The 16,020-nt window shown below is 29.8% G+C and carries 20 protein-coding genes and 1 pseudogene; 1 reads left to right on the plus strand and 20 read right to left on the minus strand.

Features of this window, described 5'->3' with window-relative positions; genetic code table 11:
• Nucleotides 1-84: 84 nt before the first annotated feature.
• From fmt to ACTNBA_RS10310, 16 genes and pseudogenes are all read right to left on the minus strand, one after another.
• On the minus strand, nt 85-1,038 hold the full coding sequence (fmt, locus tag ACTNBA_RS10235) for a methionyl-tRNA formyltransferase (protein WP_441073883.1): 954 nt from the start codon (nt 1,036-1,038) through the stop codon (nt 85-87).
• A gap of 99 nt (nt 1,039-1,137) precedes the next feature.
• Complete coding sequence (locus tag ACTNBA_RS10240) at nt 1,138-1,548, minus strand: VOC family protein (RefSeq protein ID WP_441073884.1); 411 nt, start codon at nt 1,546-1,548, stop codon at nt 1,138-1,140.
• A gap of 246 nt (nt 1,549-1,794) precedes the next feature.
• Nucleotides 1,795-1,968 (minus strand): annotated as a pseudogene (locus tag ACTNBA_RS10245) (manganese catalase family protein); the annotation flags it as partial.
• A gap of 50 nt (nt 1,969-2,018) precedes the next feature.
• A complete protein-coding gene (locus ACTNBA_RS10250) occupies nt 2,019-2,984 on the minus strand; it encodes a phosphotransferase (protein WP_441073887.1) in 966 nt (321 codons plus the stop codon).
• Between the two features lie 196 nt (nt 2,985-3,180).
• On the minus strand, nt 3,181-3,546 hold the full coding sequence (locus ACTNBA_RS10255; RefSeq protein ID WP_441073888.1) for a hypothetical protein: 366 nt from the start codon (nt 3,544-3,546) through the stop codon (nt 3,181-3,183).
• A 162-nt stretch (nt 3,547-3,708) separates the two neighbouring features.
• Nucleotides 3,709-4,653 (minus strand): alpha/beta fold hydrolase, encoded by a 945-nt coding sequence (locus ACTNBA_RS10260; protein WP_441073889.1) that lies wholly within the window; start codon nt 4,651-4,653, stop codon nt 3,709-3,711.
• Nucleotides 4,654-4,735: 82 nt separating this feature from the next.
• Complete coding sequence (locus ACTNBA_RS10265) at nt 4,736-5,182, minus strand: VOC family protein (RefSeq protein ID WP_346846834.1); 447 nt, start codon at nt 5,180-5,182, stop codon at nt 4,736-4,738.
• Between the two features lie 14 nt (nt 5,183-5,196).
• Nucleotides 5,197-5,457 carry a zinc ribbon domain-containing protein gene (locus tag ACTNBA_RS10270; RefSeq protein WP_441073891.1) on the minus strand — a complete coding sequence of 87 codons (261 nt, stop codon included), beginning with the start codon at nt 5,455-5,457 and terminating at the stop codon, nt 5,197-5,199.
• Between the two features lie 80 nt (nt 5,458-5,537).
• Nucleotides 5,538-6,440, minus strand: coding sequence for a helix-turn-helix transcriptional regulator (locus ACTNBA_RS10275; protein WP_441073892.1), 903 nt, complete (start codon nt 6,438-6,440; stop codon nt 5,538-5,540).
• 332 nt (nt 6,441-6,772) lie between these two features.
• Nucleotides 6,773-7,252 (minus strand): NUDIX domain-containing protein, encoded by a 480-nt coding sequence (locus ACTNBA_RS10280; protein WP_441073893.1) that lies wholly within the window; start codon nt 7,250-7,252, stop codon nt 6,773-6,775.
• 148 nt (nt 7,253-7,400) lie between these two features.
• Entirely contained in the window at nt 7,401-7,955 is a 555-nt protein-coding gene (locus ACTNBA_RS10285; protein ID WP_441073895.1) for a flavodoxin family protein, read from the minus strand.
• 38 nt (nt 7,956-7,993) lie between these two features.
• Entirely contained in the window at nt 7,994-8,467 is a 474-nt protein-coding gene (locus tag ACTNBA_RS10290) for a GNAT family N-acetyltransferase (protein ID WP_035131538.1), read from the minus strand.
• A gap of 89 nt (nt 8,468-8,556) precedes the next feature.
• Entirely contained in the window at nt 8,557-9,246 is a 690-nt protein-coding gene (locus tag ACTNBA_RS10295; protein ID WP_441073897.1) for a hypothetical protein, read from the minus strand.
• 239 nt (nt 9,247-9,485) lie between these two features.
• Nucleotides 9,486-10,145 carry an acyltransferase gene (locus ACTNBA_RS10300; RefSeq protein WP_441073898.1) on the minus strand — a complete coding sequence of 220 codons (660 nt, stop codon included), beginning with the start codon at nt 10,143-10,145 and terminating at the stop codon, nt 9,486-9,488.
• 353 nt (nt 10,146-10,498) lie between these two features.
• On the minus strand, nt 10,499-11,029 hold the full coding sequence (locus tag ACTNBA_RS10305; protein ID WP_150844287.1) for an AAA family ATPase: 531 nt from the start codon (nt 11,027-11,029) through the stop codon (nt 10,499-10,501).
• Nucleotides 11,030-11,046: 17 nt separating this feature from the next.
• Nucleotides 11,047-11,370, minus strand: a complete 324-nt coding sequence (locus ACTNBA_RS10310; RefSeq protein ID WP_441073899.1) for an HIT family protein — start codon at nt 11,368-11,370, stop codon at nt 11,047-11,049.
• Between the two features lie 250 nt (nt 11,371-11,620).
• On the opposite strand from ACTNBA_RS10310, the gene ACTNBA_RS10315 reads away from it, so the two are divergent.
• Nucleotides 11,621-11,992: a hypothetical protein gene (locus ACTNBA_RS10315; protein ID WP_441073901.1), complete on the plus strand. Its 372-nt coding sequence runs from the start codon at nt 11,621-11,623 to the stop codon at nt 11,990-11,992.
• Nucleotides 11,993-12,366: 374 nt separating this feature from the next.
• Here the strand turns inward: ACTNBA_RS10315 and ACTNBA_RS10320 are convergent, their stop codons facing one another.
• The 4 genes from ACTNBA_RS10320 to ACTNBA_RS10335 all read right to left on the minus strand — a co-directional run bounded on the left by ACTNBA_RS10320 (nt 12,367) and on the right by ACTNBA_RS10335 (nt 15,573).
• Nucleotides 12,367-13,599: a S8 family serine peptidase gene (locus ACTNBA_RS10320; RefSeq protein WP_441073902.1), complete on the minus strand. Its 1,233-nt coding sequence runs from the start codon at nt 13,597-13,599 to the stop codon at nt 12,367-12,369.
• 86 nt (nt 13,600-13,685) lie between these two features.
• A complete protein-coding gene (locus ACTNBA_RS10325) occupies nt 13,686-14,240 on the minus strand; it encodes a GNAT family N-acetyltransferase (protein WP_441073903.1) in 555 nt (184 codons plus the stop codon).
• 96 nt (nt 14,241-14,336) lie between these two features.
• A complete protein-coding gene (locus ACTNBA_RS10330; protein WP_441073904.1) occupies nt 14,337-15,095 on the minus strand; it encodes an APH(3') family aminoglycoside O-phosphotransferase in 759 nt (252 codons plus the stop codon).
• Nucleotides 15,096-15,354: 259 nt separating this feature from the next.
• Nucleotides 15,355-15,573, minus strand: a complete 219-nt coding sequence (locus tag ACTNBA_RS10335) for a hypothetical protein (protein WP_035131562.1) — start codon at nt 15,571-15,573, stop codon at nt 15,355-15,357.
• Nucleotides 15,574-16,020 lie beyond the last annotated feature (447 nt).

Here is a 16,020-nt window from a genome sequence, read left to right on the forward strand (position 1 = left end):
ACCTTGATAGGTTCACAATTTAAGAATATTACGAACTAAAAATCATAATATTGTAGTCCTATATAGACTATTAATCAATTATGATTATGATAATACAATGCCTTTTTCTATCTGATTTCCTTTTAAAAATTCTTTTACCTCAAGAGGTTTCCCACCTGGAAACTGTAATATTTCTATAATCAGAATACCGTTATTGGTGGCGACTGTGATTCCTTCATTATTTGCATCTATGATATAACCAGGTGGTTTAATAATATTTGCCTCTAATGACTTGGATTTGAATATTTTAATAGGAATATCTTTATAATTAGTATGGGCAGTTGGCCATGAGTTTATATATTTATATGGCCAAGAACTCAATCCTCTTATTAAATTATGTATGTTAATACTACTGTCATTCCAATTAATCTTTGCTATTTGCTTGTTTAACATCTGTACATAAGAACTTCCTTCACTCTGTTGTTTTACCCCACAAATTTTACCTGTTATAATTCCATTTATTGTTTCCTCTAACAGGTCCGCACCGTTTATTTTTAATAAATTGTACAATTCTCCTGCTGTCATAGATTCAGATATTTCAAACTCACTTCTCATAAGCATATCACCCGTATCTATACCACTATCCATTAGAATAGTTGTATTTCCAGTTTTTATTTCCCCATTTATTAAACTCCAATTTATTGGTGATGACCCCCTATACATTGGGAGGAGAGATGCATGTAGACAAATACATCCGAGTCTTGGTATGTCAAGTATTTGCTTAGTTATGATTTGACCATATGCTACAACAATAATAAAATCAGGTTTTATTTCTTTTAATTTATCAATAATTACAGAGTCTGTTTTTATTTTTTCGGGCTGAAAAATTGGGATTTGATTCGATAGTCCGACCTCTTTGACTGGTGAAATTGCAACCTTTTTCCCTCTTCCACTTGGTTTATCAGATTGTGTTACAATCGCACTTACATTATATTTCTCTATCATTTTCTTCAACGAGGGAACTGCAAAATCAGGAGTTCCCATAAAAACTATTTTCATTATTGATACCTCCCTTTGATACTAAAAAATATATTTTGTAGTTATTCATTAGTTACACAATATCTACAATTTACACACTAACATCACTTCAAATTATGATTATTCTACATGGTAGGTATCGTCATTACCTGAACATATTTCAATAAGGTTTCCTTCTGGATCTGCAACATAACAAATTCGCATACCATAAGATTCAGTAGTAGGTTTATAAACTGGCTTTGCTCCTGCATTTATAACACGTTGAAATTCTATATCTACATCAGAATAATTAGGAACATCAAAACAAAGCTCCATATTGCCATTTATGCCTTTATTCCAATGGTATACCTCAGGTATAGATTCTTCAAAACCTTCTCTTGTGCATAAAATAAAATGATGAATTTGTCCTTCCATTTCAATAGCTGTAAATCCACTGCCATCCCAATTTATATTTAATCCCATTACATCTTTATAAAAACTAACCATGGTTTCCATGTTATTCACATATAATCCAATTGCTCCAAATCTCATTGTTATACCTCCGTTAATTTAAATAATCTTTTAGTTCACCACAAATTATAATTATTCGCTTACATTTACAGTTTTATATACTTATTGTAGCATAAATACTATATATTGTATTTTAATATTTGAAAAAATCACTTCTATAAAGAGGTGCTCTAAGCAGCGTCTGATTAATTTTTCCTATTATTTAAGTCACAAAATAAAAAATACCGCACAATTCACTTCTGAATAATACGGTATTTAAAATACTATTATATGGCTAAGTTCCTCAGCTCCTATATCTAAGAATAAGTCCTTTATTTCAGGATCCTTTATTCTAAAGCTCTGAGAAATATACTGCATAGCTGCTTTTAACTCACCATTTCCTCCTCCTAGTTGTTCTTGCATTAGTACTGCGTACTGAGGATTAGGTCTCTCTACTGTAATTTATTAATTGGAATAATGGTCAATGGCTTGAACATCTAATTCCAATGATTTCAATGATTTCGTTCTTCTTTCTCAAATTGGTCTTTGCCATTTAAAATAATATCAGCTAAAGCCTCTGCATTTTTATAATAATAAGTGAAACCTTCATCTCTTTCAAGAGATTCATCATTTAATTCTCTTTCAATAAACTCAATACATTCATTTAGCCGTGAAAGTGTCACATCCCAAAGAAACTGTTTGTAATCAGGTTTATATAACAATTTATCATATATGCTTTTTAGGAAAATCTCTCTATATTCATCTGTCATATAAAATGGAAAAGGAAAAAACTTCTCTGATCCGTGGGATATTAAACGCGCAATATCCAAAGAATAAGGCATAATACCTGCAAAAGCCCAGTCTATTAAAACAATACCTTCATTGCTTTCTATTGCATTACACTGCAAGAAATCCCCATTACATAAGGTGCGTGGACATACTAACTGTCTATCTAAGAAAACACCATATGCAGAAGATAGTTTCTGCTCATTTATAAGACATTTTGACCTTTTATTTATTCTTGTCCAATATCTTTCAAATCGGTTGTCCAACTCATTATCTTTAAAGTCATTTTCCTGCCAGTACATATTAAAAATACGAGAAAGACTGTCAGCACATCCATAGGCCATGTCTTCATTAAACATTCGTAAATCCGTTCCAGCAATATATTCAATTAATATCCACCTCACGTTGTTAAAATAAGCCCACCCCTCAAGTTTTGGCACAGGTAGATTTTTATTCTCAAGAAATTTTTCATAAACTTCCACCTCATATTTATCTGTCTTTTTCAAAATATATGTCTTATCATCTGATATTATTTTATAGACATTATATGTCCTGTCAACACCTTCTCCGTTATCGTGAAAACGTTCAATATGAATTTGCTGTGAAAGTGTTACATTAATTGCATGAAGAACACTCTTCAACATATTTATATGGTTTATGTCTCTTATTTTTTCTGTATATACCCCTTTCATTGGATACCCCCCTTTTGTATGGTGAACAATTTCTTACAATAGACATTTATATTTATTTTACCTAGTTATTTATGATTTTTGTTACAATTTTGTTTAATCTATACAACAAATATTATCAGTAATTATTCATTAATAAGGCCTTTTTCTTCCATGAATTGAATCTATAAAACCTAAACTACCTATAGAAATAGATGATTTATTCATTGGAATAATGGTCAATGGCTTGAATAGCAAACTCCAATGATTTAATTCTTCTTTCTAAAAGCGTTCTTTGAGGACTTCCTAACTTAGACTTAGCATAAACTCTTTCAATTGATGGGAGTAAACCAGTAAGAACATTTCCAGCTTCAACTAATTCTTTCTCATTGTAATGGTGGGGTATTTGATTCCAAACTTTCTCTAGCATGTCCAACCCAATGTGAAGAGCTTTAAGTCGTTTCTTTATTAAGGTAGTATTTGATCCTTTTTCTGTCATCTGAGCCAAGGCCTTTTCGGATTTACTAATAGTTGACTGGAAGGATTTTATTGATTCCAATTTACATTCATCTGATACATTTTCCATGTTAGTGCTCTCCTTTTTTCGTCTATTAATTATTTTGATTCACGAGGTTAAACCATATTTGGTAATTTTTATAATATGTATTTATATTTGATTATATTAGCTAATATATTTAAAATACGGCTTAACTACCTCTTATTTATACTTTATAATCTTAGTATTTACTTATAATCTGCAAATATCAGCTAAAGCATTAGTAAATAGTTTCGGTTGATCAAGCATCATAAAGTGACCAGCTTCTTTTATAATAAACATTTTTTTGTTTGGTGCATTAATTGAATCAAAATAACGACTTGCTATTGTATGCGGGGCTTGAAAATCTCTGTCCCCAAGAATATAAAAAACAGGTATTTCATAATCACGACTTTCTTCATATAAACTATGTGAAAATAAAAAATCCCAAAGTTTTTTATTACTACTCATCCCTTTAAATAAACTCACAATATCTGACAACCTGAAAATTGGGCTTTTAAGTAATGTTTTTATTATAGGAATAAAATTCATTCCAACCTTATACTTTCCTTGCAGTATTCTAATTCTTTGTAATTTCTTTATCATAGGCTTTTCGTAATTTTTTTCGGGATAAACCCCTATTTTTTCAAGACTGTCTAAATCCTTTTTATTGCCCGCTTTTATTATTAATTCCCTTACTTTTTCGTAACCAATCCTTTCATTCTCCACTATATCTATTACTTGTCCTGCACCGATGTAGTATAATACCTCTTGAGGATATTTCAGCACAAATAATGTTCCCAGTACACTTCCCCAAGAATGACCTAATATAACAATCTTCTCCTTGTTATATTTCTTTTTCAAATAATTAACTATTTCAAATAAATCATCTATTAATTCTTCACAAGAAGGATAGTTACTATTTCTTTTCGATTTGGTTAATGTTTTTCCTGCACCTCTTTGATCCCAATGAACAATGTTAAAAAAACTTGATAATTCTTTTTGAAAAGCATATGCGAATGTTGACTCTGGCATTCCTGGACCACCATGTAAAAACAAAAGGACAGGAAGTTCAGCACTGATGGTGTGGTGTAACAAGTATTGTTCTATTCCATTGATTTTGATATATTCTGAAGAATAATCGTTTTGTTTTTTCATAACTTACACCTCCTCTATAAAAATAATCTCTATTTCTGAACATACTGGTATTTCAATATTATTACTTATAGTTGTACAAATTTTATTTTACTACCTCACCATTATATCCACCAGTAATTTCAATAATGTTATCATCAGGGTCTTTTAATTGAAAATAATAATATGGTGTTCTGGAATAAAAATATTTTATATTAGTAATCTTTGTTGATATATTTAAACTTATAATCCTATCGTATTCCTTTTGCAAATCTTCAATCCAAAAATTTAAAACAAACTTATTTTTATTAGGTGCACTTGTTACACCAGTGAAATCAAATTCTTTATCATATTTGCCTATACTTATTATCTTATCAGGATTTTCTTCATCGAAGTGTGGATTAAGCATAGATATGTTGTGTCCTTCAAAGTGAAATTCTGCAAACCTATTTTGATTTCTACAACTTACTTCTATATCAAGCAATTTACTGTAGAAATCTATAGATTTATTAATATCTGCTACAACAAGATAAATGGAACCTAAATGTAACATAAAAAAATCCTCCTCTACTTATCTTTCCAACGTTTCAAATTTGGCATATCCTTCATCATTTTAGCTCGTGCAGTTTCTGCATCTGGACAATCGTCGCTTATTCTAAACGGAATACAGCTTTCAATCATTTCTTCCAAAGTTTCATCTTTTATAAATCTACCATTAGAAAAACAATAACAGCAATAGTCTTCATTACTTGAACTATCTGAATTTTTTCCAAGCTCCTTCTCATCTTCTAAAGACATACCACAACTTTGACATATTTTTTTCTCCATAGTTAATCTCTCCTATCAATATCTAAATTGTTAATTCTGTCTTATTATACCATTTTAAAATTGACACCTGTATGTCAACTTTAAAAATAATTTTCATAAGCTTCTTTAAATCTATTTGCAACTTCACTTTTTAATGATTCAGGAGAAATAACTTTAGCATGATTCCCAAATGACATAATCATCCCATAAAGCCACTCATCTTTAGGATAATTCAATGATACAGTAAAACTTCCATCCTCATTAGATTTTATTTCATGTTCTTCAAAATAATCAAATACTTGATATACCATACATTTATCTATTTTCATAGAAAACGAAATTTTATTTTGCGGAGAATCTATATATTTATCAATTTCTTCTTTATCCTCTATGTTAAGCTCCTTCTTTTTAAAAGACTCATCAAGACATTCAACTCTTTTCATTCTTGACAATTTAAATACTCTAATAGCCTGTTTTTCTTGACAGTATCCTCTTAAATACCATGCATGTCCTTTAAACCAAAGCTGTATTGGCTCCACTTTACGAGTTGAAATATCTCCAATTCTACCGTAATAATCAAATTTTAAAACACGTGTTTTCACTATTGCAAATTTTACTCTTTGAAATAATTCTTGATGTTGATTACTCCAATCAGAAAAATCTATCGAAATCCAATTTGGATTTTTTATTTGAAATAGCCCAGATAATTTAACTAATAAATCATTAATAGCGCCTTTTTCTACTTCTTGTATACTTTGAATGGCTGCTAAAATTTGAATCTGTTCATCTTCAGATACAATACTTTTTTCAAAAACAAAATTATCAAGGATTGCAATTCCTCCATACTTTCCTTTTTTAGCGTATATAGGAATTCCAGCCATACTTAACGTTTCCACATCACGATAAATAGTTCGTACAGATACTTCAAAATGTTCTGCTAATTCACTAGCTTTTATACATTTTTTTTCTGATAGCAAATACATTATTTCAAATAATCTCTTCAATCAATCTCCCCCCAAAATGGTGTACAACTAATTAAATATCAAAATTAAATCCGCTCCTGCAGGATATCTATATTGTACATAAATTGAATAAAACTTACCACAATAGAATTATATGGTAAGCCTTATTCTAACAAATTAACGATTTTAGTAAAAACCTCATTTACTTATGATACCGTTCTCAGTAACTACTGAAATAAATACTTTTTCACCTAAATTAATTATATCTTCAATATAGACTTCATCAATTCCAGCAGTACCTTTATTTTCTTTAACAAGACTCCAAGCTTTGTATAAGGTATCTTCTCTATATATTTTGTCATAACAAAAATATTTTAACCGTGATTATAAGCTATATGTTCTGAACCGAAAAATTTAGGATTCTCACTACTTATCATTTCAAAAATATTATCATTTAAAAAACTAGGTAACAAATATATTTCCTTTAAATTATTGATATCAATCCATTCACTTTTAAGTTGCATATCATCTATTTCTGTAGGATTAATAGTTTTGTCATTTTTTAATTTACATATAAAAATATGATATATTTTATGAATATATTCAGGATATAACTCTCGTGTTTTAGGGCTATCACATATTTCTTCATATAAAGCAGAAAATCTTATTGGTACAACATTGTATCCTGTTTCTTCAATACATTCTCTTATAACAGCCTCATGTAAAGTTTCATATATATCTTGTCCTCCACCTGGCAATGAATAATAATTCCCATTATTCTCATCAAAGCACTTGTTTAATAAAATTTTATTGTTATCTATAATAATTGCTTTTGCTGCACTTCTAATGCTCATTTTTACCTCCATAAAAAACTAACTGGTTGTTAAAATACTCTTTGTCTGACACTTAAAAGAACTTCATCTTTTCATTTTAATATCTCACATGACTTATAGGCAATATAAGAAGAATACGAATTACTTAATTTTAGATTACGCCAAAAATCTATTCATCATCATTAAAAAACAATGCTAAATTCTTTGAACTTTCCATTGCTTTTACATCATCTTTAGATGATATATTATTTGTATCATGGCTATAAATAATTGGTGCAATATCTCTAGAGTTCATATGATGTAAAATTGTACATGCTGTAGTGTAGGCATCTTCAATACGTCCATCCCCACCTCCAACAATTATAACTCCACCTTTTTTTTCTTTCTTAATAGGTTTTATATTTTGAAAATGTCTTGCACAAAAATATGTTTGTAACCTGCTTGTAATAGCCAGTAACTGACCTGTTAATTGAGAAAAGTAAAGTGGTGATGCAATTAATATGTTGTCACATTCTTGAATATATTTATAAACTTCTTGCATCTCATCGTTTATACAGCAGCCATCATTTTGCCAACAGTATCTACAATCAATACAAGGATGAATATTGCAATCATATGCATCTACTATTTTATATTCACCATCTAAATATTTAATAAACTCGTTTATCAAAGCCATAGTATCACCATTTTTTCTAGGTGTGCCACTAAAAATAAGAGTTTTCATTAATCAATACTCCTCGTATAAATAACTTCTGATTATGATTATTTTGCGGGTGTTAGAGGAAACTTATTCATTGATGTATATTTTGATACTCGAAATCCGAGATTTTCATATAATGGTTTCCCTTTTTCAGTGGCCATTAAATCAACTGCGGCAACGCCTAATAGCTTTGCTTCCGATAAAAGTTCAGTCATAACTTTAGTTGCAATGCCTTTTCCTCTATATTGAGGGTATGTAAAAACATTGTATACCGTACCTACAAGATATGATGAAAACGCTATCATCGGAGGTCTTTCCACGATTGACATAAATGCAGTTGCTAATACTTCATTTTCATTCTCGGCAATGATAGCAATAAATCCCTTGTTAAGGTGTTGAGTAAAATATTCTTCTAACTTCGTTCTAATATCTTGCACCTCTTCCGAAGAATACACACCTTTTTCTGCAAACAGGTAATCCATACGAATATTTATGAGGAGGTCAATATCCTCTTTAACCATTTTTCTTACTTTCATGTTTTGCACCACCTTATATTTATAATCTTCAGTTCGCACTTTTCTTGAATTGCGAACTAAAAAATTATTTAATTTTATTTTGTATTAAATTAATATTGTTTAGTTATTTCTTCTTCTTTAAGTCCAAAATGTAAAGCCAATGCACTCATCACCTCTTCCTTAGTATCAACTCCAATATTATCTCTAACTAGTGTAAAAAAACCACTATTTCTATATTTTTCATAATGTTCTTTGTTATTTACCCTCGCAATTCCTTCTAAATAATTAGCCATAACCTTTTCTGGATTTTTAGACTTCATGATTTGTTCTTTTATAAATTTTTTATCAGCATCATCTCTATTAAAAAACTGTTCTACAGCCATTGATTGCGGTGATAGCATAATAGCAACTTGATTGTAATCCGCAATATTTTTTAATAATTCTACTGGAATATTTGTATCAACGATAACTTTTCTGTCCTTAGACACTCTAATTAATTCTGCTACTTCAAATTCTGCTATCTCCAAATTACTTTCCTCAATCCATTTTTCATATGCTTCAGGACTTCTATTAACAAACTCCTGCCAATCTTTCATGGTTTCAAAATAACAAACATTAGGAAATAATTCTGGCTTTGCAATTTTACTAGTCATATTAAAATGGTAATTTTCCTCACGTGAAATTAAATTGTATTTTTCCGCAAGACGTTTAACCATTGTTGATTTTCCTGCATAGGCTGTACCAGTAATAAACATTACATTTTTTAAACAATATTTAATAATACTATCATCTATTTTCATATTTTTAGCTCCTTTTTCACAACAAATAAACCTATGTGTTTTCATAAGTTTTTACAAATAACTATTTTTATTAATTACTTACGTAATTTATTGTTGTTGAATAAATGAAAACTCATATGATTTAGCTCCTTAAAATTTAATAATCTACTCTAATACTATTATAATATATTCTACAAAATACGAATTAAAACACAGTAAAATTCACTTCTGAATTAATAGGATATCCTGGTTCCTTGACTTTATTTTCTCTCTACAATTTCACCACTACTTTTCAAAATACTATTCTCTGGAATATAACCTCTTACAGAACTTAATGGATAAACAATACTATCTTTTCCTATTATTGTCCCTGGGTTTAAAACTGAGTTACATCCTACTTCAGCTGAATCGCCTAGAATTGCACCAAATTTCCTTAAACCAGTTTCAACAATATCTGTACCATATTTTACTTTTACTAATGTTCCATCAGACTTTAAATTGGAGGTTATTGCACCTGCCCCCAAATGGGCTTTATACCCTAATATTGAATCACCAACATAATTGTAATGGGGAACTTGCACTTTATTAAAGAGGATTGAATTTTTAATTTCAGTTGAGTTTCCAATTACAACATCATTACCAATGATAACATTGTCTCTAATGTAAGCAGAATGCCTGATTTCGCAATTGTAACCGATAATCGCTGGACCGTTTATAAGAACACTTTTTTCTATAGTAGTGCCTTTGCCAACCCATACAAATTCCTTTATTCTTTCAAAATCATTAGGCAGATTTTTTGCATATTCAAAAATGAAATCCTTAATTTCTGTAAGAGCTTCCCAAGGATACTTAACCCCTTCAAATATGGCTCTTGCATCTAATTCTTCAATGTTTAATAGTTCATTTACAGAAACTTTCATTATAATCCTCCTCTGATTTATTTCGTCATATCCTACAATTATTCATTTGAAAATTCAACCTACTAACTTATTGATAAACAATTTCATGTTGCTTTCAAAAATAGATAACCCTTGAAACCCGCATGAATACAACAACTAGTTTAATAGTTAAATATATCCATAGTTAAATAGGTTCATATTTTTATATTTAAATAGTTCTCTATATCCATTTTTACCTATATAAATAGGTAAGTATATACCTATTTATATTTAAAACTAGTCAAGGATATATTTTTTTCATTTTATATCTCACATGACTTATAAGCAATGCGGAATAAAAGAAGACTGCGAAGTAATCCAATGTTAGTTTATACTTATTCGTTAAGCAAATATTGTTCCGCTATTTTCGCTACATTCGTGTGCCAATTTTCTGTGCCGTCAATACGAATTACTGGACACACAAGAGTTTCTCCCCATTGCTCTATTCTTGATAGAGAACGAGAGGCTGCAAAATCAACAAATTTCAAGTGCTGCTCATACATATCGCCACCTTTGCGGATACGCTCTCCGTGTTTCTCATATTCACGTTGCTCTATGCGTTTAATACGCAGTTCAATCGGGGCTGAGATAAATACAGCGAGTTCGTACAACTGCGAAATCGTGTCACCAAAGTCTCCAGTGACCGCTGAGATGACAAACGAGTGATATTTGTTTATGTCAGCAAGCATTAACTTCAAACAGTCTTCATGTGAGCGTTCTATGGTGTATGGAATTTCTGATTTTTCAAAGTGATAATCTTCTATGTCCATATGCTTAAAGTTCAAAATGTTCGCCAGTTCACGTGCAATCGTAGACTTGCCGCTCCCGTTTGCCCCGAACACAATTATACCGTGTGGTTTGCTCATTTAAAGACCTCCTGCATCTAATATGATTTTTCTACTTCGCAATTTTCTACAATTACTTTGCTTAACGCATATTTTGAAAGTAGACGCACAATTTCATTTTTAATCTTTTCTTTCAATTCTTCTCTCTGCTCCTCATTCGGTCTTGTAGATTCATCAAACAATTCCTCATTTGACAATTGATATACCGAACTAACTATAGGAGTATCCCCTTTTACTCTTGGATATAGATGCCAATGAATATGAGGACATCCATTTCCAAGTAGTTCATAGTTCATCTTATCAGGCTTAAATATATTAGAAACAGCCTCTGCTACTATAGACATTTTTTCATTTGCAAACATAGTTGTATATACTTATTGTAGCACAATTACAATAAAATGTATGTATAGAGCAATTACACTCTGAATATAATTCATTGACTTGTTTTTTTATACAATATCATTTAAAAAAATTCTAAATGCTCTTGCAGTACCATTAGAATTTAACCATACTGCACTATACTCACCATTCCAGGTGTCAGCAACAATTTTATTATAAATTTGATGTTGATTACCACTCCATGCATCAGAAATATAAACTGGAGGAATTTATATGAAGCTATTAAAAATAATAGTTATAACATTTTTATCATTATCTCTTCTTCTTGGTTGCTCATATACTTCGTCAAAAAATCAATTGCCATATTCTATACTAAAAGAAGATTCCAATGCAGATTTTTTTATAATGAATTCTATAGTTTTTATTAATGCCGAAAATATAGATTGGATAGAAAAGATTGAATTAAAAAAAGGTGATTTACTAGGAAAAATAACTAAAACTAATGTAAAGAGCAACTTTAAAAATTGGAATGCAACTCAATTAAAAAAAGGGACTCTTATTTATCAAGTAATTGAGCAAGATAATATAGTTTTAGTTGAATTAGAAAATAAATTTATACCCTATCTTAAATACGTAGAAGGTTAAGATCTATTATTCCTTAATTTGAGTCATATAAAAAAACAACAACAGATAGTTGTTGTTTTATATGTTTAACTAATATTGTCTAAAGTGTTTAGGATACCCTCTATCCATTGATATGACTGAATTTCAAATTTTAACCATTACTTTTCCACAGTGAATTATTACTATTACCTTAATATTGTAATAGTAACTATAATAGTGAACTTTCACTTAAATAATTTTACAGTTCAACAAAAAAACAAATTACTATGCCACATTTAAATACTCTAAGACTTTTTCAAGAGTTTCACCATTTGTATCAACATTAAAAATGAAAATTAACTTAACGATAAATTGGAATTTTATAATATCTAAAGATTTTTAGTAATTATAACATATTACTGTCTACTTTGTAATTTATTTATTAGTGCTATTGGATCTATTATAGTACCAAATTCATGGGTTCCATTTTCATCAGTAACACTTGTAATCTTGCCAGTTTCTCTTGCAATTGATGTAAACTCTTTAAATGTAATTTGAGAATCTACTTGACATGCTAATGCGTATAATCCAGCTACATAAGGAACAATCCAACTACCTCCTCCGATAGGTGTGTAAAGGTAATCTGAGGTTCCAATACTTGATGCTACTGTTCGTTGATCCATTGGAACTAATAATCTTCCTGTATCAAATCTACCATTATATAATTTATAAGTCATATATGCTGGTCTTAAATCCTCTACAACATTTGGGTTTCCATACAAAGTTCTTCCCATACCAATATATTGATTCATAGGATTATCATCACCTAAAAACAAAATCTCTATTCCTTGATCTTTCGCTCTTTGCACTGAAAGTTTAAACTGTTCAATTTCATCAGAATCACCTACATATCCTAATGAAATTGAAACAACTCTAATTTTCTCGTTAGTATCAAGTGATTTATTTAACTCAACGATTCTATCAATATCTTTTGCTAAATATTCATAACCATGTAAGTTGTCTGCTGGATTAGCATTCTTTCCCCACATAGCATAATCATCTGAAATGTAATATAGTTTTGCTTCTGGTGCAACACCTATGTTTTTTCCAACTGCTAATGAAGCCACCCCTGGTCCATGCATCGATGCCATTTGATGTTTATTCTTACTATATGAGTGATATATAGCTAGCTGTTCTTTATATTCGTCATGGTCCACTAGTAATGCCTGATCTATTATTGCAATTCCAACTCCTTTACCTGTAATACCCTTTTTATGCAATTCCCTTATGTTCAATCCCGGGTCTTTTCCTAACTCTAACAACTTATTTGGATCAAGTCCATCAGGTAATTTGGAAGGCCAGGTAGTTTTCGTATCAAACTGAAAATACTTAAATAAGTTAGTTTTATCAGTTAGATTCTCATGTGTTAAGTCCATAGATGTAAGATCAATACTACCTATATCATTAATAGCCCATCTCTCACTCTCGCTTTTATTTGAATTAATATTATTAGTAGCTTCTGCAGCATCTCTAGGTCTATCTGTTATTTCGCCATTCTTTAGTTTATCTGGATTACCACACCCATTTAGAATAAATAAACTGCCAATTGCTATCAAGTAGCAAATCACGTTTTTGGATCTACACTTCAATTCCCTGCACCGCCTTTTTAGTTAATTCATATTTAATATAATCTAAGCGACAAATTCCTATTTATCTATGTCTTTTTTAATAATCTTTATTTCGCATATTCTCGATCCAGCATACTAAAATAGAATTGGTCGACCCACTTACCTCCACATAGATATTCTTCCCTAAATACACCCTGCTTTGACATACCTACTTTTTCCATTATTGATGCAGATTTTTTATTTTCGCAATGGCACATACCTAATACCTTATGAGCTTTCAATTCATTAAATGCAAAGGAAAGCAAAAGCTGTACACTTTCTAAACAATAACCATTACCTTGAAACTCAGGCAAGATAACATATCCAATTTCCCAGCTCTTTCGTGAAGTAATACATTCCCATATATAAACTACTCCCATCTGTACCCCATCTGAACTGCGTTTAACTATAAAATCAAAAAAATCATTTTCTTCAATTCGCTTAATAAACTTGTTTCGAATACGATCTTTGTCAGTCTCAACATGTTCCTCATAACACCATAATTCTTCATCACTTTCTTCATTACATATAAACTCCATATGTTCTTCAGTTACAGGTACAAGTTCTATAGATTTTCCTTTTAATAGATGTTGTATTTGTTTTTCTATATTTATATCTTCCATTCTTATCCCCCACTTTTTCATTTTCCTCTGCTAATCTAATTTCATATAACATAGATAACCCAGCTTTGTAATTTCTACTCCGCAATTTATACATAATTAGAATAGCTCATCTAATAAAATATAGTATTTTATTTTTGCATAATCAGGTTTTATTTCTAATTCTTCAAACAACATATCTGTATATCTTGAATCAAAATCCATTAATTCACGAACACATAATGCAATATCTTGATATAGATCGCCAACTCCTGCTCGTCCCATATCTATAAAGGATGTAATATCTTTATCATCTGTAAAGTAGTTATTAAAACAATAGTCTCCATGTGTAAACACTAATTGTTCTACCGGCTTATTCCTTAGGAGATAATTAAATACATCCCTAGATGTTTCAAGGCCTTCCGTATATTTATTTCTATCCACTCTTCCTATCAAATTATGATCAATCCTGCATTTTGCTTTTTCTAATTTTTCCTCTATTCTACTGTTAAAATTACATTCTGTGATATCAACACTCTGCAATTTCTTTATACCAATGGCTGCTAAATGAACTAATCTTTCTGGAGTTTTTCTATATGCTTCATCTTCTAGCATCTGACCTTTTGCATTCTCTATCAGCATATAAGAAATGTCATTTTCTATCACACGATAAATCACTTTTGGTACTGATAGTTTTCCATACAACCACTGGTACATCTCATATTCTCTGATCACTTCATCATTAACTTTTTCTATCTTTAAATAATAAGATTTATCCATATCAAAGCACTTAATTACTTTTGCTTTCGACATACCTTCTTTATCTGCTTCAAAGTGCATACCTTCAAGTATTTTTTCTAGCTTATTTGGTAAATACATATATTTTCCCACCAATCCTTTTTCTATATAAATATCTAGCATTACATTTTTATTTAAATCTATTCTAGTGATCCTATGTTGTGTAAATAACCGTAATATAGGAACATTCTAATTAAGTCGTAATTGTATTATTATCAAGAGTAAGTTTTGAAAAAATGTGAAAAAAATAATTATTATAAACTATATTTCTATAGTATGTGATATTAGCAAAGTCCAGCAATTATTGCTGGACTTTATTTGAAAATTATAAACAAATGGTCTATTTACTTTTTTCCCCAATAAAAATATTTATTACTCCCACAGAAAATACTAAAACACCAATTGTGATTATTGAATGTATAAAACCATTTAATAAAGTAGTATATTCACCAGATAGATTTTTATTAGCGTAGATTGTATTAATCATAAAATAACCTATAGGTGAACTAAATAATATTATTATAATCCCTGATAAAAAGTATTTAAGTTGATTTTTCATAAAATATCCTCTCATAACTCATTTTTTGATGCAATTATAACTTATTATATTATACCATAATTTTCATTATCTTGTAACCGTTTGTAAATATCTGCGTATTTAATTTTAGATTACCCTCTAAGATCTTTATTTTCTTCTTCCTTATAAATCTCTCTCAAATTAAAACCATATGGAACAACCTTAAAGGTTCCCCTTCTAATCCAATCACTTATGTAATATTTGTTACATCATATAAGAATGGTGAACTAACTTTACTTCGGATTATGCTTACAGTTCAGAATTGATATTAGTACGGTATAAAACAAATATATAAATAATGGTCAATTTAGAATATAATAGTATTATGTGAGTTAGTTGGCTATTAAACTACTGGAAAATAAGAATTTGTAATGGAGATTAGTTATATTTTCTGAGAGCTTAATTTTGAATTGGTAGAAAGCAAACATT

Source organism: Clostridium sulfidigenes (genome assembly GCF_052067195.1).
GTDB classification, from domain to species: domain Bacteria; phylum Bacillota; class Clostridia; order Clostridiales; family Clostridiaceae; genus Clostridium_J; species Clostridium_J sulfidigenes.